At 59.8% G+C, this 21,924-nt stretch carries 20 protein-coding genes and 1 pseudogene; 14 read left to right on the top strand and 7 right to left on the bottom strand.

Translation table 11 applies throughout. The features are described 5' to 3' along the window. Positions 1 to 53 precede the first annotated feature (53 nt). A pseudogene (locus ACP7E4_RS16005) lies at positions 54 to 1,979 on the bottom strand (sensor histidine kinase); the annotation flags it as partial. 417 nt (positions 1,980 to 2,396) lie between these two features. Here ACP7E4_RS16005 and ACP7E4_RS16010 point away from each other — a divergent pair. The 4 genes from ACP7E4_RS16010 to ACP7E4_RS16025 all read left to right on the top strand — a co-directional run bounded on the left by ACP7E4_RS16010 (position 2,397) and on the right by ACP7E4_RS16025 (position 5,997). Further along, the gene (locus tag ACP7E4_RS16010; RefSeq protein ID WP_426115740.1) at positions 2,397 to 3,194 is read left to right on the top strand and encodes a hydroxymethylpyrimidine/phosphomethylpyrimidine kinase; all 798 of its coding nucleotides are present in this window, start codon (positions 2,397 to 2,399) and stop codon (positions 3,192 to 3,194) included. 23 nt (positions 3,195 to 3,217) lie between these two features. After that, positions 3,218 to 3,844, top strand: coding sequence for a thiamine phosphate synthase (gene thiE, locus ACP7E4_RS16015; RefSeq protein ID WP_426115738.1), 627 nt, complete (start codon positions 3,218 to 3,220; stop codon positions 3,842 to 3,844). Positions 3,845 to 3,900: 56 nt separating this feature from the next. Continuing rightward, positions 3,901 to 5,184 (top strand): glutamate-1-semialdehyde 2,1-aminomutase, encoded by a 1,284-nt coding sequence (hemL, locus tag ACP7E4_RS16020; RefSeq protein ID WP_426115736.1) that lies wholly within the window; start codon positions 3,901 to 3,903, stop codon positions 5,182 to 5,184. Positions 5,185 to 5,448: 264 nt separating this feature from the next. After that, positions 5,449 to 5,997: a tetratricopeptide repeat protein gene (locus tag ACP7E4_RS16025; RefSeq protein ID WP_426115734.1), complete on the top strand. Its 549-nt coding sequence runs from the start codon at positions 5,449 to 5,451 to the stop codon at positions 5,995 to 5,997. Between the two features lie 35 nt (positions 5,998 to 6,032). On the opposite strand, the gene ACP7E4_RS16030 is transcribed toward ACP7E4_RS16025, so the two are convergent. Beyond that, entirely contained in the window at positions 6,033 to 6,359 is a 327-nt protein-coding gene (locus tag ACP7E4_RS16030; protein ID WP_065833723.1) for a DUF1820 family protein, read from the bottom strand. 132 nt (positions 6,360 to 6,491) lie between these two features. Here ACP7E4_RS16030 and miaB point away from each other — a divergent pair, with 132 nt between their 5' ends. From miaB to lnt, 5 genes are all read left to right on the top strand, one after another. Then, positions 6,492 to 7,820, top strand: a complete 1,329-nt coding sequence (miaB, locus tag ACP7E4_RS16035; protein WP_020289582.1) for a tRNA (N6-isopentenyl adenosine(37)-C2)-methylthiotransferase MiaB — start codon at positions 6,492 to 6,494, stop codon at positions 7,818 to 7,820. Positions 7,821 to 8,040: 220 nt separating this feature from the next. Beyond that, complete coding sequence (locus ACP7E4_RS16040; RefSeq protein WP_426115731.1) at positions 8,041 to 9,063, top strand: PhoH family protein; 1,023 nt, start codon at positions 8,041 to 8,043, stop codon at positions 9,061 to 9,063. Further along, positions 9,056 to 9,556, top strand: a complete 501-nt coding sequence (gene ybeY, locus ACP7E4_RS16045) for an rRNA maturation RNase YbeY (RefSeq protein ID WP_426115729.1) — start codon at positions 9,056 to 9,058, stop codon at positions 9,554 to 9,556. Before ACP7E4_RS16040 ends, ybeY begins: the two co-directional genes overlap by 8 nt. 5 nt (positions 9,557 to 9,561) lie before the next feature. Continuing rightward, positions 9,562 to 10,404 carry an HlyC/CorC family transporter gene (locus ACP7E4_RS16050; protein ID WP_020289585.1) on the top strand — a complete coding sequence of 281 codons (843 nt, stop codon included), beginning with the start codon at positions 9,562 to 9,564 and terminating at the stop codon, positions 10,402 to 10,404. Positions 10,405 to 10,432: 28 nt separating this feature from the next. Beyond that, complete coding sequence (gene lnt, locus ACP7E4_RS16055; RefSeq protein WP_426115727.1) at positions 10,433 to 11,953, top strand: apolipoprotein N-acyltransferase; 1,521 nt, start codon at positions 10,433 to 10,435, stop codon at positions 11,951 to 11,953. Between the two features lie 115 nt (positions 11,954 to 12,068). Here the strand turns inward: lnt and ACP7E4_RS16060 are convergent, their stop codons facing one another. Then, positions 12,069 to 12,830, bottom strand: coding sequence for a YdcF family protein (locus tag ACP7E4_RS16060; protein WP_426115725.1), 762 nt, complete (start codon positions 12,828 to 12,830; stop codon positions 12,069 to 12,071). An 88-nt stretch (positions 12,831 to 12,918) separates the two neighbouring features. Next, the gene (locus ACP7E4_RS16065) at positions 12,919 to 13,290 is read right to left on the bottom strand and encodes a hypothetical protein (RefSeq protein ID WP_020289588.1); all 372 of its coding nucleotides are present in this window, start codon (positions 13,288 to 13,290) and stop codon (positions 12,919 to 12,921) included. A gap of 313 nt (positions 13,291 to 13,603) precedes the next feature. Here ACP7E4_RS16065 and leuS point away from each other — a divergent pair, with 313 nt between their 5' ends. From leuS to ACP7E4_RS16090, 5 genes are all read left to right on the top strand, one after another. Then, positions 13,604 to 16,210, top strand: coding sequence for a leucine--tRNA ligase (gene leuS, locus ACP7E4_RS16070; RefSeq protein ID WP_426115722.1), 2,607 nt, complete (start codon positions 13,604 to 13,606; stop codon positions 16,208 to 16,210). 88 nt (positions 16,211 to 16,298) lie between these two features. Continuing rightward, on the top strand, positions 16,299 to 16,904 hold the full coding sequence (lptE, locus tag ACP7E4_RS16075) for an LPS assembly lipoprotein LptE (RefSeq protein WP_426115720.1): 606 nt from the start codon (positions 16,299 to 16,301) through the stop codon (positions 16,902 to 16,904). A gap of 41 nt (positions 16,905 to 16,945) precedes the next feature. Continuing rightward, entirely contained in the window at positions 16,946 to 17,983 is a 1,038-nt protein-coding gene (gene holA / locus ACP7E4_RS16080) for a DNA polymerase III subunit delta (protein WP_426115718.1), read from the top strand. A 151-nt stretch (positions 17,984 to 18,134) separates the two neighbouring features. Continuing rightward, complete coding sequence (arfA, locus tag ACP7E4_RS16085) at positions 18,135 to 18,290, top strand: alternative ribosome rescue factor ArfA (protein ID WP_426115717.1); 156 nt, start codon at positions 18,135 to 18,137, stop codon at positions 18,288 to 18,290. Positions 18,291 to 18,374: 84 nt separating this feature from the next. Beyond that, positions 18,375 to 19,703 (top strand): lytic murein transglycosylase, encoded by a 1,329-nt coding sequence (locus ACP7E4_RS16090; protein ID WP_426115715.1) that lies wholly within the window; start codon positions 18,375 to 18,377, stop codon positions 19,701 to 19,703. A gap of 223 nt (positions 19,704 to 19,926) precedes the next feature. On the opposite strand, the gene lipA is transcribed toward ACP7E4_RS16090, so the two are convergent. The 3 genes from lipA to ACP7E4_RS16105 are packed head-to-tail and all read right to left on the bottom strand — an operon-like array spanning position 19,927 to position 21,882. After that, the gene (gene lipA, locus ACP7E4_RS16095; RefSeq protein WP_065833713.1) at positions 19,927 to 20,958 is read right to left on the bottom strand and encodes a lipoyl synthase; all 1,032 of its coding nucleotides are present in this window, start codon (positions 20,956 to 20,958) and stop codon (positions 19,927 to 19,929) included. A gap of 1 nt (position 20,959) precedes the next feature. Further along, on the bottom strand, positions 20,960 to 21,607 hold the full coding sequence (lipB, locus tag ACP7E4_RS16100) for a lipoyl(octanoyl) transferase LipB (RefSeq protein WP_426115713.1): 648 nt from the start codon (positions 21,605 to 21,607) through the stop codon (positions 20,960 to 20,962). Continuing rightward, a complete protein-coding gene (locus tag ACP7E4_RS16105; protein WP_426115712.1) occupies positions 21,607 to 21,882 on the bottom strand; it encodes a DUF493 domain-containing protein in 276 nt (91 codons plus the stop codon). Before ACP7E4_RS16105 ends, lipB begins: the two co-directional genes overlap by 1 nt. Positions 21,883 to 21,924 lie beyond the last annotated feature (42 nt).

Here is a 21,924-nt window from a genome sequence, read left to right on the forward strand (position 1 = left end):
TCCCGACGCTCCTGCGCATGCAGCTGCGCCTGACAGGAAAGCACCCGCAACGGCACGCTCAGCACGAAACAACTGCCGCGTCCCGGCTCGGACTGGTGACTGAGGACGCCGCCCTGCAGCTCGATCAACTGGGCGCAGATTGCCAGGCCGATGCCCAATCCGCCGTACTCGCGCGTCATGGAGCCATCGACCTGGAAAAAACGCTGATAAGGGACGGCGTCGTTCAATCGAGTGAAGCCGATGCCGCTGTCGATGACTTCGATCTTGACCTGAAACGCCCCGGTGCCCGCCGGCGCGCCCGCGACGCGCACCTGGATGAAACCGGTCCGGGTGAACTTGAGGGCGTTATCCAGAAGACATTCCAGGCATTCGCGCAGTTTGCCGGGGTCGCCCTGCACGTTGTCCGGCAACGGTTCGTCCAGCTCCAGGACAAATTCCAGCCCCTTGGCCTGGGCCAAGGGGCTGAAAGCCGCCGCCATGGACTGAAACAGCGCGCGCAGATTGAACGACTCGGCAGCGACGCCAACCCGCCCGGCGCGCAGCTCGGTAAGGGTGAGGATGCCGTTGACCAGGCGCATCATGTTTTGCGCCGAACAGGCTGCGGTTTGCTGATAGGACTCAAGCTCAGAGTCCATTTTCACGGTCTGCATGAGTTCAAGTGAACCGATCACACCATTCATTGGCGTACGAAGTTCGTGGGTCAGCGTGGCGAGAAACTCATCCTTGAGGCGATTGCTGGTGGCCAGTTGCTCGTTCAGACGTTCCAGTTTTTCACCGGTTTGCTGCAGCACCCGCGCCTGTTCGTCCCGGGCATGATTGATGCGCGCCGCCAGCGCCATCGACAGCAGCGCGACTTCCAGTGCCGAGCCGATTTGATTGGCATACATGGTAAAGAAGGTATTGGGCAGATATCCCATCAACATGCAGGTGTGAATGGCACTGCCAACTAAAAAAGCCGACCAGGCGATCACAAAGTAACGCGCGACATACATGCCCTTGAAGATTGCCGCAAATCCGGCCATGAAGATCACCAGCGTGCAAGCCAGCACCAGGATATTGGCCAGGCGCAAGGCGAGGCTGTAATCAGGGTTGAGCGCCAGCACCGCCACCAGTCCGGCGAAGCCCATCAGCAGCGCCAGCGCCCGATCCACCCAGCGTCCGACCGCGGCAGTGTGCAGAAATGAGCGGGTGAACTGGCAGGCAAAAAACATCGAGGTGCCAATCAAAAACGGCGGAGCCGCGTTGGCCCACCAGGTGTTATCCGGCCAGAGAAACTCTGCGCCGGTGCCATGGACCGCCAATTGATAGAGCCCGAACGGCGCGATGTAGAGGATGTAGTACAAATAGCTGGCGTCGCGCACGCCTATATAGATGCACAGGTTGTAAACCAGCATGACCAGCAGCACGCCATATAAAAGGCCGAGAAAATACAACCGGGCCGGTTGGTCTTCCAGAAACGCGCGAGTGGACCAAAGGCTCAACGGCACCTGGATCGAGCCCAGGCTGGCCACCCGCAGATAGACTGTCCGGCTCTGCTCGGGCAGAACGCTGAACTCGAACAGGTAATTGTTCTGTTTAAGCTGGCGACTGGAAAACGGCAGCATGTCGCCGGTGCTGTTAACCAGTCGTGCGGTGCCGGCGTCATCGGTGAGGAAAAGGTCGACATGATCCAGCGCCGGGAAGGCGACTTCCAACAGCCAGTCCCGGTGCGCGCCGGAATCGTGGGGCCGGTAGCGCAGATCAACCTTGAGCCAGAAGGCCGAACGCGAATAGCCAGCATTCAAGGTCGCGCGCTTCAGCGGTTTGAAATGCGCTGCCATGGCTGGCGAACTGACACTCTCTATCGTCGCCTGGCCGCTGACGTCTTCAAGCACTTGCGCCTTGGAACCCAATGCGAGGGTGCGGGTGTTTTCGTCGAACTCGACGGCTGCGGCCATTAGAGGCAGCAAGGCGACCAGCAATAACAGCAAATAGCGCATACGGCCCCGGCGAACAGTTCAGATCGTGCGAACACTCCTTCCACTGGAGCTTCGGTACCTGTGAATTCGTTTTATTGGAATAGGTCCGGATCGTCCTTGAAGCCTTCGTCTCAGTGTCGCTCTTGTTTTTATTTTTATATAGCCCGGTTTCCCGGCAGGTTGCTTCCCCGACAACGACAAAGGGACACGCAAAAACCGTCGTGTGATCAGAGTGCTGACAGCATAGCTGGCAATGGGGATTGGACACCAACAGTTTACAATCCTGGCAAAGGCTCTATTCCGGCACTCTCAGCTCAGGCACGGAAAATTTACGTGGGAATTTTCATTACGCCGGCATAGAAATAGAGATTTGGGTTGCAGGAAAATTCCAAGGCTGGCGAGGGCTGGGGAAAACGTTTAGTGGTAAGCTCGCGCACCATGAATATCTATAGCTCCCGCCCCGTTGTCCTCTGTCTCTCCGGCCACGACCCTAGTGGCGGCGCCGGCTTGCAGGCAGATATCGAAGCCCTGCTCGCCCAGGGTTGCCATGCCGCTCCGGCGGTCACCGCATTGACCGTCCAGGACACCGTGAATGTCAGCGATTTCCGCGTACTGGATCGCGAGTGGGTGCTGGCGCAAGCCAATGCCGTGCTCAACGACTCCACGGTCGCGGCAGTCAAGCTCGGCATGCTCGGTTCTCTGGAAATGGTTGAAACAGTCGTCGAACTGCTGCAGGCCCATCCGCATTTGCCGCTGGTCTGCGACCCGGTGCTGCGCGCGGGCGGCGGCGGGCGGCTCGGCAAGGATGAAGTCGGTTACGCCATGCGTGAACGGCTGCTGCCATTAGCCACCATCGCCACGCCGAACCTGCCTGAAGCGCGGATTCTCGCTGAGTTGCCCGAAGGCACGGCAGACGAATGCGCGGCCAGGCTCCTGCCCTATTGCGAGCACTTGCTGATTACCGGCGGTCACGGCGATGAGCAGGAAGTCCACAACCGTCTTTATATACGTAACGGCGAAACCCGGACCTTCACTTGTCAGCGTCTGCCTGGCAGTTATCACGGTTCCGGCTGCACGCTGGCCAGTGCTCTGGCTGGCCGTCTGGCGCATGGCGAAGAGCTGGTCAGCGCGGTTAAATCAGCACTGGACTACACTTGGCGCACGTTGCGCGACGCCGAACAGCTGGGCAAGGGACAATTCGTTCCGCGCCGCCTGCCGCTGGATTTTTGTTCGTAACGCCACGTCATGAGGCTCAATCAATGAAACTACGTGGCCTGTACGCCATTACCGACAGCCAGCTGTTGGCGGGCAAGTTTTTGTCTTACGTCGAAGCCGCCCTCGAAGGCGGCGTCACTCTGTTGCAATACCGCGACAAGGGCAATGACGAGTCACGCCGACTGCGTGAAGCCACTGCCCTGCTCAAGCTGTGCGAGCAATACAAGACCCGACTGATCATCAACGACGACGCTGAACTGGCCTCACGTCTTGGCGTCGGCGTTCATCTGGGCCAGACCGATGGCTCGTTGACGTTGGCCCGCACCATCCTCGGCCGCGAGGCCATTGTCGGCGCCACCTGCCATGGCAGCCTTGAGCTGGCCGAACAAGCCAAGGCTGATGGTGCCAGTTACGTGGCATTCGGGCGCTTCTTCACCTCCAATACCAAACCCGAGGCCCCGGCCATCCCGCTGGATATCCTGGAACAGGCCCGCGCACGTTTTCACCTGCCGATTGCAGTGATTGGCGGCGTCACCCTGGAGAATGCTCCGCAACTGATCGCCCACGGTGCCGATCTGCTGGCGGTGGTGTACGGCTTGTTCGGCGCTGACACCACCCAGGAAGTCACCCGCCGCGCCCGTGCTTTCAATGCCTTGCTGAAAAAGGCCTGACGCTCTTTCCTGAATCAGGCCGCCCCCCTATTTCGATTAAACGTAGAGACCTGCACATGTCCCGCTCTGAAACATTGTTCGCCAACGCTCAAGTCCATATTCCCGGCGGCGTGAACTCGCCGGTTCGCGCTTTCAAAAGCGTGGGCGGCACGCCGTTGTTTTTCAAGCATGCAGCCGGCGCGTACGTGACGGACGAAGACGACAAGCGTTATGTGGATTACGTCGGCTCCTGGGGGCCGATGATTCTCGGTCACAGCCACCCGGAAGTCCTCGACGCGGTGCGCAATCAACTGCAACACGGCCTGTCGTACGGCGCGCCGACCGCCATGGAAACCGAGATGGCGGATCTGGTCTGCTCTATCGTGCCCTCCATGGAAATGGTGCGCATGGTCAGCTCCGGCACCGAAGCGACCATGAGCGCGATCCGTCTGGCGCGGGGCTACACCGGCCGCGACAGCATCATCAAGTTCGAAGGCTGCTACCACGGCCATTCCGACAGCCTGCTGGTCAAGGCCGGTTCCGGGGCGTTGACCCTGGGCGTGCCAAGTTCTCCGGGCGTTCCGGCGGCATTCGCCAAACACACCCTGACCGTGCCGTTCAACGACCTTGAAGCGGTCAAAGAACTTCTGGCCGAAGTTGGACAAGAGGTTGCGTGCATCATCGTCGAGCCGGTCGCCGGCAACATGAACTGCGTGCCGCCTGCGCCGGGTTATCTGCAAGGCTTGCGCGACCTGTGCGACGAGCATGGCGTGGTGTTGATCTTCGACGAAGTGATGACCGGTTTCCGCGTCGCCCTCGGCGGCGCCCAGGCTTACTACAACGTGACGCCTGACCTGAGCACCTTCGGCAAGATCATTGGCGGCGGCATGCCGGTCGGCTGTTTCGGCGGCAAACGCGAAATCATGTCGCACATCGCCCCGCTCGGCCCGGTTTATCAGGCGGGTACGCTGTCCGGCAACCCGTTGGCCATGGCTGCTGGCCTGACCACGCTGCGCCTGATCAGCCGTCCGGGTTTCCACGACGAGCTGAGCGATTTCACCCGTCGCCTCCTTGAAGGTCTGCAACAACGCGCCGATGCCGGAGGTATCCCGTTCGTGACCACCCAGGCGGGCGGCATGTTCGGCCTGTATTTCAGCGACGTGAAAGAAATCGTCACCTTCAAGGACGTGATGACCAGCGACGCCGATCGCTTCAAACGCTTCTTCCACCTGATGCTCGAAGGTGGCGTGTACCTGGCGCCCAGTGCCTTCGAAGCAGGCTTCACCTCCATCGCCCATGGCGACGAAGAGCTGAAACTGACGCTGGATGCGGCCGAGAAGGCGTTTGCGGCGCTGAAATAAGCCTGGATTGCGCGTTGTGGGACCGGCTTCAGCCGGGAAGAGGCAGGCACATTCACGACATATATGTCGTCAGGCGTGCCGCCTTCCCGGCTAAAGCCGGTCCCACAAACCTTTCACACCCTTTAAAAACAGCCATTTCAAGCCCGTGCAGCAGAAAGTCAGTAAAGACTTTGTAAGGTTGGCCTCGCTTATTTCATAATGCGCAGCCAGCACGTTTAGCTGGACGGGTACGCCCGCACCTTTTTCAGAGGTAAGTCGATTCCCATGAACCGCACCGGCCGCACCCTTGCATTGGGCTGCCTGTTGCTTATTCATCCCCTGCTGGCGGACGCAGGCGGCAACTCGTTGTTAATCCCAGCGGTGGGTCGTTGCACCCTCAATACCCAGCCAGACAACCTGCCAGCGGCGCTTTCGGCGTGCAAGCAGGCTGCGCAATCCGGGGATGCACAAGCGCAATACGAGTTGGGTGAGTTTTACCACGACGGTAAACACGCGCCACGCGACCTGCCTCAAGCGCTCAATTACTTCGAGCAGGCCTCGTTGCAGGGCCATCCTCAGGCGCAATATCAGCTGGGCCTGATGTTCTCCAGGGGCGAAGGCGTGCAGGCCAATAACATTCAGGCGTATATCGTGCTGAAAATGGCCGCAGTCAACGGCTCGGAAGATGCACTCGACGCAGCCGATGAAGTGTCCGAACGCATGCAGCGCGATGAACTTGAAGTGGCCACCCAGGTGCTGGGTCAGATCTTTCGCAAATACCTGCTGGAACTGCAAACGGCTGAAGGTCGTACGCCGTTTGCGCCGCTGCCCTAAGCAAGCGACAGTCGCTCAACTCGATTTCAGGCTGATTACTTATCCGGCATCGGCATCGGAAACGGCATCACGTTGCTGGTGCCGCGCGCTTCGCTGATTTTCGGCGTACCTACCCGCTCGACTTCGTCGATGCGCACGATGGAATGCATCGGCACGAAACTGCGCACCACACCCTCGAACTGCGCCTTGAGTTTTTCTTCGCTCGGATCCACCACGACGGTCGTACGCTCGCCGAAGACGAACTCTTCCACCTCCAGGAAACCCCACAGATCACTTTGATAGATCTGCTTGGCATACATCTCGAATACCTGTCCCTGGTTGAGGAAAATCACCTTGTAGATTGGAGCTTCGCGTTTGGTCATAAAGGGCGGGCAAGAGTCGGGGATATAAAAGAGGGCGCGAACTATAGCATGCCCGTTCGGTAGACGATGCTAGGAACCCAAGACCTACGCCACTATAATGCGCGGTTCTTTGAACCACCTGATGACGTACGCATGGCCAAGAAGCTTTATATCGAAACCCACGGTTGCCAGATGAACGAGTACGACAGCTCGCGCATGGTCGACCTGCTGGGCGAACATCAAGCCCTGGAAGTCACCGCCCGCGCGGAAGATGCCGACGTCATCCTGCTCAATACCTGCTCGATTCGCGAGCGCGCCCAGGATCGGGTGTATTCCCAGCTGGGCCGCTGGCGTGAACTGAAACTGGCCAACCCGGAGATGGTCATCGCTGTCGGCGGTTGCGTGGCCAGCCAGGAAGGCGCGGCGATTCGTGACCGTGCGCCCTACGTGGACGTGGTCTTCGGCCCACAAACCCTGCACCGTCTGCCGGAAATGATCGACGCTGCACGCCTCACGCGCCTGCCGCAGGTCGACGTCTCGTTCCCGGAGATCGAAAAATTCGACCATTTGCCCGAACCTCGGGTCGATGGCCCGAGCGCTTATGTGTCAGTGATGGAAGGTTGCAGCAAATACTGCACGTTCTGCGTGGTGCCTTATACGCGCGGCGAAGAAGTCAGCCGGCCGTTCGACGACGTGGTCGCCGAAGTGTTTCACCTGGCCGAAAACGGTGTGCGTGAAGTCACTCTGCTGGGCCAGAACGTCAATGGTTATCGCGGCACCACCCATGACGGGCGGATTGCCGATCTTGCCGATCTGATCCGCGTGGTTGCGACCATCGACGGCATCGATCGCATCCGCTACACCACGTCCCATCCGCTGGAGTTCTCCGACAGCCTGATCCTGGCCCACGCCGAAGTGCCGGAGCTGGTCAAACACCTGCATTTGCCGGTGCAATCGGGTTCGGATCGGGTTCTCGCGGCGATGAAGCGCAACCACACGACGCTGGAATACAAGTCCAAGCTGCGCAAGCTCAAGGCTGCAGTTCCGGGCATCAGCATCAGCTCGGACTTCATCGTCGGCTTCCCAGGCGAGACCGAGAAAGACTTCGACAACACCATGAAGCTGATCGAAGACGTCGGTTTCGACTTCTCGTTCTCGTTCATTTATAGCCCGCGTCCCGGCACACCGGCCGCCGACCTGAAGGACGAAACCCCCGAAGCGCTGAAAAAGGAGCGCCTGGCTGCACTGCAACATCGCCTCAACCAGCAAGGTTTCGAGATCAGCCGCCAGATGGTCGGCAGCACCCAGCGCATCCTCGTCACCGACTATTCGAAGAAAGACCCCGGCGAACTTCAGGGCCGTACCGAGAACAACCGGATCGTCAACTTCCGCTGCGACAACCCCAGGCTGATCGGCCAGTTCGCCGACGTGCACATCGACGACGCGCAACCGCACTCGTTGCGGGGATCACTGCTGAATTGAAAGAAATCGTGGGAGCGAGCTTGCTCGCGAATGAAATGCCGACTCGGTAAAGATCGTGATTATCGGTGTCCGAGCCGACGTTTTCGCGAGCAAGCTCGCTCCCACAGGGTCATTCTTGCCCTGCTTCCACTAACCTTTCTCAAGTCAAAGCTTTCGCACGCGAAGCGCTGGGGTTATCCTTCGTTTTACCTTAATTGCCCCAGGGCGGCTAAAAACGACCTTGAACGCACCAGTCGAACCACATCGTTTTATCCTCGAACCCTTTGAGGCTCATCGCTTCGCAAATCTGTGCGGGCAACTCGACGAGCATTTGCGCTTGATCGAACAACGCCTGGACATCGAAATCCGCAATCGCGGAAACCAGTTCGAACTGATTGGCGAGCCTAAACACACCACTTCGGCCGAGAATCTGCTGCGCCGCCTGTACCGGGAAACCAAAGGTACCGAGCTGTCGCCGGACATGGTTCACCTGTTCCTTCAGGAATCTGGCGTCGAAACCCTGGACAACCACCCTGCCGCCGAACCCGGCGTGGCCCTGCGTACCAAAAAGGGCATGGTTCGCCCGCGCGGCCTGAACCAGCAGCGTTACGTCAAGGAAATCCTCGGCAACGACATCAACTTCGGTATCGGCCCGGCGGGTACAGGCAAGACCTATCTTGCCGTGGCCTGTGCCGTGGACGCTCTGGAGCGGGAACAGATCCGACGCATTCTGTTGGTGCGTCCGGCGGTCGAAGCGGGTGAAAAACTCGGCTTCCTGCCCGGCGATCTGGCACAAAAGATCGACCCTTACCTGCGCCCGCTGTACGACGCGCTCTACGAAATGCTCGGTTTCGAATACGTCGCCAAGCTGATCGAGAAGCAGGTCATCGAAGTCGCGCCACTGGCCTATATGCGTGGCCGGACGCTGAACAACAGCTTCATCATTCTCGACGAAAGCCAGAACACCACGGTCGAGCAGATGAAGATGTTTCTGACCCGGATCGGCTTCGGCTCCACTGCCGTGATCACCGGTGACATCACTCAGGTCGACTTGCCCAAGGGCACCAAGTCGGGCCTGACCCATGTCATCGATGTGCTCAAGGACGTGCCGGGTATCAGTTTTACGCACTTCAAGCCCAAGGACGTCGTTCGCCATCCCTTGGTGCAGCGCATCGTCGAAGCCTACGAGCGCTTCGAAGACCGCTTCAGCGACGAGCCGCCGGCTGGCGCCAATTCCTCACGGGAATACCGCCGCGATGCTTGAGCTGGACCTGCAACTGGCAAGTGAAGCAAGCGCCCCCAGTGAAACCCAGTTCCGCCTTTGGTGCGAAATGGGCCTGCGCCAGCGCAGTGCCGATTCCGAGCTGACCATTCGGCTGGTGGATGAAACTGAAGGCCGCGAGCTTAATCACACTTGGCGACACAAGGATTACGCAACCAACGTGCTGTCGTTCCCGGCAGATGTCCCCGACGAGATGCTGGATATCCCGCTGCTCGGCGATCTGGTCATCTGCGTGCCTGTTGTGACGCGCGAAGCGCAGGAACAAGGCAAGGAACTCGACGCACACTGGGCGCACCTGGTGATTCATGGCTGCCTGCATCTGTTGGGTTTCGACCATATCGACGATGAAGAAGCCGAAGAAATGGAAGCACTGGAACGAACGTTGCTTGCGGAGTTGGGCTACCCCGACCCGTATGCCGACGACGAAAGCGCCGACCATCCACATTCAGCAACACCAAGCAAGGACCACGAGTAAGGGCTATGAGCGAAGACCGATCGAGCAACGGGCAAAAGTCATGGCTGGGTAAACTGACCCAGGCTTTTGCCCACGAGCCGAAAAACCGCCAGGAGCTGCTTGAGCTGCTGCGCGAAGCCCATCAGAACAAGCTGCTGGACAGCGAAGCGCTGGCCATCGTCGAAGGCGCCATCCAGGTGGCTGACCTGCAAGTACGCGACATCATGGTGCCGCGCTCGCAGATGATCAGCATCAAGGCGACCCAGACTCCACGCGAATTCCTGCCTGCCGTCATCGATGCCGCGCACTCGCGCTACCCGGTGATCGGCGAAAGCCACGACGACGTGCTCGGTGTGCTGTTGGCCAAGGATTTGCTGCCACTGATCCTCAGCGAAAACGGCAGCGAAGGTGATATCAAGAAACTGCTGCGCCCCGCGACCTTCGTTCCGGAATCCAAGCGGCTGAACGTGTTGCTGCGTGAATTTCGCGCCAACCACAACCACATGGCCATCGTCATCGACGAATACGGCGGCGTGGCGGGCCTGGTGACCATCGAAGACGTCCTGGAGCAGATCGTCGGCGATATCGAAGACGAGCATGACGTCGAGGAAGACAGCTACATCAAACCGCTGCCCAGCGGCGACTTCCTGGTCAAGGCGCTGACGCCTATCGAAAGCTTCAACGAGTTTTTCGACAGCGAGTTTTCCGATGACGAATTCGACACCGTCGGCGGTCTGGTGATGAGTGCGTTCGGGCATTTGCCCAAGCGTAACGAAATCACCGTAATCGGCGAGTATCGTTTCCGGATTCTGAACGCTGACAGCCGTCGAATTCACTTGCTACGCCTGAGCCCGCTCTCGCGCTCGTAAAAAGTCCTACCCGTTTTAAGGAAAGTACATGCGTTGGATCACCCGCCCCGGCTGGCCCGGTAACTTGCTGGCCGTGGTGGCTGGTGCGCTCACCACTTTCGCCCTGGCACCGTTCGACATCTGGCCGTTGGCGCTGGTGGCGCTGGCGATGTTCTATCTGGGCTTGCGCGACCTGAGCCCTCGTCAGGCGCTGGGCCGGGGCTGGTGTTTCGGCTTTGGTCTGTTCGGCGCAGGCACCAGCTGGATCTACGTCAGCATTCATAACTTCGGCGGCGCTTCGGTATTGCTGGCCGGTTTCCTGATGCTGCTGTTTATCGCCTGCATCGCCTGGTTCTTCGCCCTGCCCGCCTGGTTGTGGGCACGCTGGATTCGCCGCAACGAAGCCCCCCTCGCGGACGCTCTCGCCTTCGCCGCCTTGTGGCTCGCGCAGGAAGCCTTTCGCGGCTGGTTCCTGACCGGTTTCCCGTGGCTGTATTCCGGCTATAGCCAGCTCGACGGCCCGTTGGCAGGCCTCGCTCCGGTCGGCGGCATGTGGCTGGTGTCCTTCACCCTCGCCTTGACGGCGGCTCTGCTCTGCAACCTGAGCCGGTTGCGGGCACGCAAGTCGTTTCTGGCCGCTGGCGTGGCATTGCTGCTCGGGCCCTGGATCGTCGGCCTGGCGCTGAAGAACTACGCCTGGACCGAGCCGTCCGGCGCGCCGCTGAAGGTCGCCGCCTTGCAAGGCAATATCGAACAAAGCATGAAGTGGGACCCGGAGCAGCTGAACGCGCAACTGGCGCTGTATCGCGACATGACGTTCCGCTCGCAGCAGGCTGACTTGATTATCTGGCCGGAAACCGCGGTGCCGGTGCTCAAGGAATCGGCTGAAGGTTACCTGACGATGATGGGCAAGTTCGCCGCCGACCGGGGCGCGGCCTTGATTACCGGTGTGCCGATCCGGCAGATCGGTGGGCATGGCGAAAAACGCTTCTACAACGGCATCACCGTGGTTGGCGAAGGCGATGGCACTTACTTGAAGCAGAAACTCGTGCCGTTCGGCGAGTACGTTCCGCTGCAGGACATTTTGCGCGGCTTGATCGCCTTCTTTGACCTGCCGATGTCGGACTTTGCACGCGGCCCAAGTGATCAGCCGATGCTCCAAGCCAAGGGCTATCAGATCGCGCCGTTCATTTGTTACGAAGTCGTCTACCCCGAGTTCGCGGCCGGTCTTTCCGCGCAGAGCGATTTGCTGCTGACCGTGAGCAATGACACCTGGTTCGGCACGTCCATTGGGCCACTGCAACATCTGCAAATGGCGCAGATGCGCGCGCTGGAAGCCGGACGCTGGATGATCCGCGCGACCAATAATGGCGTGACCGGCCTGATCGATCCGTTCGGCAAGATCACCGTGAAGATTCCGCAATTCGAACGTGGCGTGCTGTATGGCGAAGTAGTGCCCATGCACAACCTCACGCCTTACCTGCGCTGGCGGTCCTGGCCGTTGACGATCCTGTGCATCGCGCTGATCGGCTGGGCGCTGGTGGCGGGACGAGTTTCGAAGACGGTTTAGAGGCGTCGTGTGGGACCGGCTTTAGCCGGGAAGGCGGCAACACAGCCAATGCATCTGCAGCGTTGCGAATGCAGTCTTCCCGGCTAAAGCCGGTCCCACAGTAAAAATCGTTCTTTCAGCGATACAACACCCGATACGTCCACAGCCCCGCCGCTTCATTCAACAACTGCCCGTTCTGCCACACCGCCCGGCTTTCCGGCAGCCAGCCGCCGAACGGCACAGCGTTATCGCGACCAAGAAAGCCCACCGGCGCGCTGATCACAGTGAAACCGGCGTGTTCGAAACTCCAGCGTGAACGCGGCATATGCCACGCCTGCGTCACCAGAATGATGCGTTTGATGCCCTGCGGATGCAGAACCACCGCGCTCATGGTGGCGTTTTCCCAGGTGGTGCGGCTCAAGCCTTCTTGCCAACGCACTGGGACACCGAAATCGCGCTCAAGCGATTGCGCCATGATCGCTGCCTCACTCGGCGGCTCTCCATAATGAAGCCCGCCGCTGGTCAGGATCGGCAAACCCGACGCTTTGGCCAGTTGCGCGGCGTAACGCATACGCTCCAGGGCCACGCCGGTGGGAATATCCTCGCCCCAGGTCGGGTCATTGCGTTCGCGGCCGGAACCCAGAATCACAATGGCATCCGCCTGCTGCGCCAGATTCGCCCATTGATCGCGGGGCAACGGCACGTCCTGTTCGATCCCGCGCGCAGCCCACTCGACGACAATCGGCAAACTCATCAGCCACAGGCCACCGACGCCGATGGCAAAACAGGCAGCCGCCAGGCGCGGCCGGGAACGACGCAGCCACCAGGCGAGCAGCAACAACAGCAAGAGAACGCCGGGCGGCAGCAGCAGGGATTTAAGCAGATAGCGAATAGGCATCGAGCATCTCCAGAGATGCTCGAAGCCTAAGAGGATTGACGTTAAGCGACAATGCTTAAAACAGCAGGCGCGCAGCCTGCATCAGGTTCTAGCGTTTAAAAAAATTGCTTGAACTGTAACGACTCAACTTTGCCGATGCCTTGGCGCGTTTTTGATCTTTCAGCCAGATGACCTTGGCTGAAGGTTGCGGCGTCGATACCGGCCCAGCGGGTTCCCGTGAAGCCATGAAGCTGCCCTTCAACTCGCCGGTCAATACAGTCACCGGCGCTGGTTTGCCTTTTCCAAGATACGCTTCAATAAGCTCGAATTCAGCATGACTAAGGCCGCGCAATTCCAGCTCCTGAGGGAGTTCGTTTCGCAGACGGACCGAAGTTTTCGCTATCTCCAAGGCAAGCCCCAGTCGATTAATCAAACGTTCATACAGCTCAGGGTTTGTTTCTGTGTGCTGCAACTCTGTCATCCGTTCACCTCATCGAAGATAAAACATACCCTCGACATTCAGCTTAGCGCCGCTGTCAAAACCGGCCGGTTGCAGCGACCAACGGCGGCGGCAAGGCGCTGATCGGGGCTTCTCGACGCATCAGCCAAGCAAACAGCGTTTCCCTCGATAGTCGGCGCTCATGTATGCTACGGCGCTTCCTGTAATTCCACTTCCGCTCTCTTGAGCTGGGACGCACCGCGCAGGCAGTCCCTTTTGTCCGGCAGCGGTGCCGACCTGACTCGACGAAGCCACGAAGAGGTCAAGGGTCACCAATTCTTAGTAAAAAGTAGCCATGCACGAACTCTATCAGCCCCGCGAAATCGAAGCCGCCGCCCAAACCTTTTGGGACGAGCAAAAGTCTTTTGAAGTCAGTGAGCAGCCAGGCAAGGAAACGTTCTATTGCCTGTCGATGTTTCCTTACCCTAGCGGCAAGCTGCACATGGGTCACGTGCGCAACTACACCATTGGTGACGTGATCGCCCGCTACCAGCGCATGCAAGGCAAAAACGTCATGCAGCCCATGGGCTGGGACGCGTTCGGCATGCCGGCGGAAAACGCCGCGATGAAAAACAACGTCGCGCCCGCCAAGTGGACCTACGAAAACATCGCTTACATGAAGACCCAGCTGCGCAGTCTGGGCCTGGGCGTTGACTGGTCCCGCGAGATCACCACCTGCAAGCCGGATTACTACCGCTGGGAACAATGGCTGTTCACCCGCCTGTTCGAAAAAGGCGTGATCTACCGCAAGAACGGCACCGTAAACTGGGACCCGGTCGACCAGACCGTCCTGGCCAACGAACAAGTCATCGACGGTCGCGGCTGGCGTTCGGGCGCGATCATCGAGAAACGCGAAATCCCGATGTACTACTTCAAGATCACCGCTTACGCGGAGGAGCTGCTGACGGGTCTCGACGAGTTGCCGGGCTGGCCTGAGCAGGTCAAGACCATGCAGCGCAACTGGATCGGCAAATCCCGAGGCATGGAAGTGCAGTTCCCGTATGACCAGGCGTCCATTGGCGAAGCCGGCGTACTGAAAGTTTTCACCACCCGTCCAGACACCCTGATGGGCGCGACCTACGTCGCCGTGGCTGCCGAGCATCCGCTGGCAACCCTCGCTTCCCGGGGCAATGCCGAGCTGCAAGCCTTCATTCACGAATGCAAGAGCGGCAGCGTCGCGGAAGCTGACGTCGCGACCCAAGAGAAAAAGGGCCTGCCGACTTCGCTGTTCGTCGAACACCCGCTGACCGGTGAGAAACTCCCGGTCTGGGTCGCCAACTATGTCTTGATGCATTACGGCGACGGCGCGGTCATGGCGGTGCCTGCCCATGACGAGCGCGATTTCGAATTCGCGACCAAATACCATCTGCCGATCAAGCCAGTGGTGCGCACCAGTGCCGGCGATGAAACGCCTGCGCCTTGGCAAGCCGCCTACAACGAGCACGGCCAGCTGATCAATTCCGGCGAGTTCGATGGCCTGGACTTCACTGGCGCGTTCGACGCGATTGAAGTCGCGCTGATCAAGAAAAACCTCGGCGAATCCCGCACCCAGTTCCGCCTGCGCGACTGGGGCATCAGCCGTCAACGCTACTGGGGCTGCCCGATCCCGATCGTGCATTGCGACACCTGCGGCGACGTGCCAGTCCCTGAAGACCAGTTGCCCGTCGTGCTGCCGGAAGACGTCGTACCTGACGGCGCCGGTTCGCCATTGGCGCGCATGCCTGAATTCTACGAGTGCAGCTGCCCGAAATGCGGCGCACCGGCCAAACGCGAAACCGACACTATGGACACCTTCGTGGAGTCCTCGTGGTACTTCGCGCGCTACGCCTCGCCTCATTACGAAGGCGGCATGGTCGACCCGGCCGCAGCCAACCACTGGCTGCCGGTAGATCAATACATCGGCGGCATCGAACACGCGATCCTGCACTTGCTCTATGCGCGCTTCTTCCACAAGTTGATGCGCGACGAAGGCCTGCTCAGCTCCAACGAGCCGTTCAAGAACCTGCTGACCCAGGGCATGGTCATCGCCGAAACCTATTACCGCCTTGAAGCCAATGGCAGCAAGACCTGGTTCAATCCGGCTGACGTCGAGCTGGAACGCGACAGCAAGGCCAAGATCATTGGCGCCAAACTGATCAGCGACGGCCTGCCGGTCGAGATCGGCGGCACCGAGAAGATGGCCAAGTCGAAGAACAACGGCGTCGACCCGCAGTCGATGATCGATCAGTACGGCGCCGACACTTGCCGCCTGTTCATGATGTTCGCTTCGCCGCCTGACATGAGCCTGGAATGGTCCGATTCCGGCGTCGAAGGTTCGCACCGCTTCCTGCGTCGCGTCTGGCGTCTGGCGCAAGCCCATGTTTCGCAAGGCCTGCCGGGCGCACTGGATATCGCCACGCTGAATGACGAGCAGAAAGTCATTCGCCGCGCCATTCACCAGGCGATCAAGCAAGCGAGCCAGGATGTCGGCCAGCATCACAAATTCAACACCGCCATAGCGCAAGTGATGACCTTGATGAACGTCCTGGAAAAAGCCCCGCAGGCTTCGCCACAGGACCGCGCCTTGCTGCAGGAAGGTCTGCAAACCGTTGCCCTGCTGCTGGCACCGATCACCCCGCACATCAGTCATCAGCTGTGGACCGAACTGGGCCACAACACGCCGATCATCGATGCGGGCTGGCCGATTCTGGACAAGACCGCGCTGGTGCAGGACAGCCTGCAACTGGTGATTCAGGTCAACGGCAAGCTGCGCGGCCACATTGAAATGCCTGCCAGCGCGACTCGCGAAGAAGTCGAAGCGGCGGCCCGGATCAACGAAAACGTCTTGCGCTTCACCGATGGCCTGACCATCCGCAAAGTGATCGTGGTGCCCGGTAAACTGGTCAATATCGTCGCAAGCTGATGGGATCAAGCGCCCGGTATCGATCGGGCGCTGAACATATTTCCAGGGACGCACTGTCGGCCCATACGGTTTCAAGGGGAGCATCAAGATGATCAAACGCAATTTGCTGGTTATGGGCCTCGCCGTGCTGTTGAGCGCCTGTGGCTTCCAGCTGCGTGGCACCGGCAGTAACGAGATCGCGATCAAGGAACTGGATCTCAGCGCGCGTAACGCTTACGGCGAAACCGTGAGCCAGCTGCGCCGTGTGCTGGAAGGCGGTGGCGTCAAGGTCTACACCGGCGCGCCGTACAAACTGGTCCTGACCGACGAGCAGGAATCCCAGCGTACCGCGAGCTATTCCGGTTCTGCGCGCTCGGCTGAATACTCGCTGACCACCGTGCTCAACTATGAAATCCACGGTGAAAAAGACCGCCTGCTGACCGGCGGCAAAGTCCAGACCGACAAAACCTACGTGCATGACGGCAATAACCTGATCGGCTCCGACCAGGAAGCTGCGCAGATCCGTAAGGAAATGCGTAACGAACAAGTGCAGAAGATGGTCGCTGCGTTGAGCCGCCTGTCGCCAGCACGCCTGGACGAACTGCAACAGAAAGCCGATGCCGTTGCCAAGGCCGAAGCCGACGCACTGGAAGCCGCACAGAAAATCCGCGACGAAACACCGCAACAGTCGCCTATCGAAATCCCGTCGCGCTAAATGCTTGGGGCCAGCTTGCTGGCCCCAACATCATCTGACTTATGAAACTGAATTCCGCCCAGCTCGCCAAACACCTGCAAGGTGCGCTCGCGCCTGTGTATATCGTAAGTGGCGACGATCCCTTGTTGTGTCAGGAAGCCGCCGATGCGATTCGTGCTGCGGCGCGTCAGCAAGGTTTCGACGAACGCCAGGTGTTCAGCGCTGATGCCAGCTTCGACTGGGGCACGCTGTTGCAGGCGGGCGCCAGCATGTCGCTGTTTGCCGAGCGGCGCCTGTTGGAACTGCGCCTGCCGTCCGGCAAGCCCGGCGACAAGGGCGCTGCGGCGCTGATGGAATATTGCGCTCGCCCCGCCGAAGACACCTTGCTGCTGATCAGCCTGCCGAAACTCGACGGCAGCGCGCAAAAGACCAAATGGGGTAAAGCTCTGGCCGAAGGTGCGCAGACGCAATTCGTGCAGATCTGGCCGGTGGATATTGGCCAGTTGCCGCAATGGATTCGCCAGCGCCTGTCCCAGGCCGGGCTTGCTGCGACTCAGGATGCTGTGGAGTTGATCGCGGCGCGGGTCGAAGGCAATTTGCTGGCGGCGGCTCAGGAAATCGAAAAGCTCAAGCTGATGGCCGAAGAAGGCCAGATCACCGTCGAAACCGTGCAGGCTGCGGTGGCTGACAGTGCGCGCTTCGATGTCTTCGGCCTGACCGACGCAGTGCTCAACGGCGAAGCCGCTCACGCCTTGCGCATGCTCGAAGGCCTGCGTGGCGAAGGCGTGGAACCGCCGGTGATTCTCTGGGCCTTGTCCCGGGAACTGCGCGTGCTGGCGAACCTGGCGTTGCAATTCAGCCAGGGCGTACCACTGGACAAAGCCTTCAGCTCCGCCCGCCCGCCGATCTGGGACAAGCGCAAACCGTTGATGAGCAAAGCCCTGCAACGCTACTCGGCCAAGCGCTGGAGTGAACTGCTGATGGATGCGCAACGCATCGACGCGCAGATCAAAGGCCAGGCGGCCGGCTCACCCTGGAGCAGCCTGACCCGTTTGGCGTTGCTGATGGCCGGACAACGGTTGGCGTTGCCGGCCGAGTAATGCACGACGTGGGATTTCGGTGGGAGCGAGCTTGCTCGCTCCCACAAATGATTTGTGCAGCGCTCGCTCCTGATAGTACAGATCAATTAGACACATCCACCCCTGAAGCCGATCATTTGCGCCGCTACCACCTACCCAGAGAGCATCCGCCATGAAAAAATCACAGCGGGCCAACAAGGCCAAATCCATCGTCGCCCAGCCATTGTTCCGCAGCCGTCAGGAACAACCCGGCAAAGGTAAGGGCAGCTACCGCCGCGAAGCCTTCCAGTCTAAAAGCTGGGAGGCTTCTTACCTTCTGGCGGCTTGAAACACTGCGACTTCCCCCCGACGCCCCTTAGATCGGGCTGGCGTGTTAAGGTCTGCACCTATCGGTAATACCTTGGACCCAAGCATGCCCTCTTGTTTTTCCCGACGTTGGCAGTTACGCCAACTGATCGCCGCCTCAAGCCTTATCCTGTTAGTTGCCTGCGCGGAAAAACCCACCGCAGCCGACGCCACGCCTCTCCCAATTGCCAGCACGTTGCCTGTTGCGCCGGTTGCGCCCGTCGCTCCGGCTATTGCCGTTGATGCGAACCTCGATATCCAGCCGACCATCAGTTTCAGTGACTGGCAGGCAGGGTTTCGAGCCCAGGCGTTGCAGGCAGGCATCAGGCCGGACATTTTCGACAACGCTTTCGCTGGCGTGACGCCAGACATGAGCGTGGTCAAGGCCGACCGCAGCCAACCCGAGTTCACTCGCCCGGTCTGGGAATACCTCGACGGCGCGATATCCGCGGCGCGGGTTCGCAAGGGTCAGGCATTGCTCAATCAATACGCCGATGTGTTGCAGAGCATCGAGACGCGTTATGGCGTAGATCGCCAGGCGCTGGTTGCGGTCTGGGGCATGGAAAGTAATTTCGGCCAGTTCCAGGGCACACAATCGGTGATTCGCTCATTGGCGACCCTGGCGTATGAAGGCCGTCGCCGCGGCTTCGCCCAGGATCAGCTGCTGGCGGCGCTGCAGATTATCCAGCATGGCGATATCACCGCAGACCGCATGCTCGGCTCGTGGGGCGGCGCCATGGGGCAGACGCAATTCATTCCGACGACCTACAACACCCACGCCGTGGACTTTGATGGCGACGGTCGCCGCGATATCTGGAACACCCCGGCTGACGCCTTGGCGTCCACTGCGCATTACCTGCAAAGCTCGGGTTGGCAGCGCGGCCAGTCGTGGGGCTACGAAGTTGGCCTGGCGAAAGGTTTCGATTACGCGCTGGCCGATGCCTCTACGCGTAAAAGCCTCGCCCAATGGCAGCAACTGGGCGTAAGCCTGGCCAATGGCTCGCCTTTGCCGGCTGGCACCGATCAGCAGCAGGCCGCCCTGCTGTTGCCCGCAGGCTATCGCGGCCCGGCGTTTCTGGTGATTGATAACTTCCGGGCAATCCTCAAGTACAACAATTCGTCTTCCTACGCCCTGGCCATCGGCCTGCTTTCCGAGCGTTTCAGAGGCGGCGGCTACGTTATAGGTGAATGGCCGCGCGATGACACACCTCTAAGCCGGTCTGAGCGCGTCGAACTGCAGAACCTGCTTTCGGCCAAGCAATATGACGCAGGCACGCCAGACGGGATTATCGGCGCGAACACCCGCAAGGCGATTCGTAGCGCCCAGCAATCCTACGGCTGGCCTGCGGATGGCTACCCGACGCATGAATTGCTGGAGACGTTGCGCAAGCCTTGAGCGTGATGCAAACCGACGCATTCCCGGATAAATCCGGTCCAACGGGATCGCGCCAGTTTCGAAATTGTGGGAGCAAGCTTGCTTGCGAAGGCAATATTTCAGACCACGACACTGTGGTGGATGTACTGACCTCTTCGCGAGCAAGCTCACTCCCACCAAAACAAAACACAATAAAAAAGGGCCGGATATCACTATCCGGCCTTTTTTTGGTTTCAGCTCTGCGTTACAGCATCGCTTTGACAGCCGTCTTGGCCTGTTCGTCGGCGTGGTACGAGGAACGTACCAACGGGCCGGAGGCAACGTTCTTGAAGCCCATCTTGTAGCCTTCTTCGGCGAACCAGGCGAAGACGTCCGGATGCACGAAGCGCTCAACCGGCAAGTGGCTGCGCGACGGTTGCAGGTACTGGCCCAGGGTCAGCATGTCGATGTCGTGTTCGCGCATGCGTTTCATGACTTCGATGACTTCTTCGTCTGTCTCGCCCAGGCCCAGCATCAAGCCGGACTTGGTCGGCACGTGCGGCACCATTTGCTTGAAGCGTTGCAGCAAGGTCAGCGACCACTGGTAATCAGAGCCAGGACGCGCAGCCTTGTACAGGCGCGGCACGGTTTCCAGGTTGTGGTTGAACACATCTGGCGGCTCGGCAGCGGTGATTTCCAAAGCGATGTCCATGCGACCGCGATAGTCCGGAACCAGTGTTTCCAGCTGCACGTTTGGCGACAGCTTGCGGATCTCACGGATGCAGTCGGCAAAGTGCTGGGCACCGCCATCACGCAGGTCATCGCGGTCCACAGAGGTGATCACCACGTACTTGAGGCGCAAGTCAGCGATGGCAACGGCGAGGTTCACCGGCTCATTGACGTCCAGCGCCTTCGGACGGCCGTGGCCGACGTCGCAGAACGGACAGCGACGGGTGCAGATGTCGCCCATGATCATGAACGTCGCGGTGCCGCCGGAGAAGCACTCGCCCAGGTTCGGGCAGGACGCTTCTTCGCAGACGCTGTGCAGTTTGTGTTTGCGCAGCAATTGCTTGACGCGATCAACCTCGGGGGAAACCGGGATGCGGACACGAATCCAGTCGGGCTTCTTTGGCAGATCGACGGTCGGAATGATCTTCACCGGAATCCGTGCAACCTTTTCCGCGCCGCGCAGCTTCACGCCGGCTTCGACTTTCGGGCGGGCAACACGCTCGGAAACATCAAGCGTCGGGATCAGGTTTTGCACGGGGCTCTCAGCAATGTCGGTCGCAGTAGTCATATCAATCGATTCCGCCCGTGAGGGTCGTCTGCTCAGCATAGTCGAGGTGTTTGACGAGCTGCGCGCGCAGCCGGGCACTAACCTCGGCAAATTCAATCGGGCCTGCATGATCACGCAGCTGGGTCATCGCCAGCCCCGCATATCCGCAGGGATTTATCCGTCGAAACGGTTCAAGGTCCATGTCGACGTTCAACGCCAGACCATGAAATGAACAACCGTTGCGAATTCGCAGCCCCAGGGACGCGATTTTCGCTCCATCGACGTAAACACCCGGTGCGTCGGGTTTCGCGGCTGCCGTTACACCGTAACTGGCCAGCACTGCGATGAGGCTGCGTTCGATCCGGGAAACCAGATCACGCACGCCAAAGCCAAGGCGCCTGACGTCCAGCATCAGGTAAGCAACCAGTTGGCCGGGGCCATGATAGGTTACTTGGCCGCCACGATCGACCTGTATGACCGGAATATTGCCCGGCAACAGCAGATGCTCAGCCTTGCCGGCCTGCCCCTGGGTGAAGATCGGCGGGTGCTGGACCAGCCAGACTTCGTCCCGCGCCTCTTTACCGCGCTCGTCGGTAAAGCGCTGCATCGCGTGCCAGGCACGTTCGTATTCGACCAGCCCGGGATCACGAAAACCCAGGGTGCCGGTCATCAGAGCACCATGTGCACGAAACCGGTAGCGCGCAGGGCGCTATTGATATCGCGCAATTGGTCTTCGCCCGTGGCAATGATATGCAGCTGAACGGTGGTGTATTTACCGTTGCTGCTTTGGCGCTCGGCAAGGGTCTTGATATCGAGCGTGGCGTATTTCGCCAGGATCTCGATCACCGAATCGGTGAAGCCCACAGTGGTGTCGCCGATCACTTTGATCGGATAGTCATCGCAGGGAAATTCGATTTTGTGCGACTTAACGTCGGAATCAGTCATGGCAGTAAAGGTCTCACAAGCCGTGACGACGGACACGCGCCC

The sequence above is a fragment of the Pseudomonas sp. DSP3-2-3 genome, from assembly GCF_049898225.1.
GTDB lineage: Bacteria > Pseudomonadota > Gammaproteobacteria > Pseudomonadales > Pseudomonadaceae > Aquipseudomonas.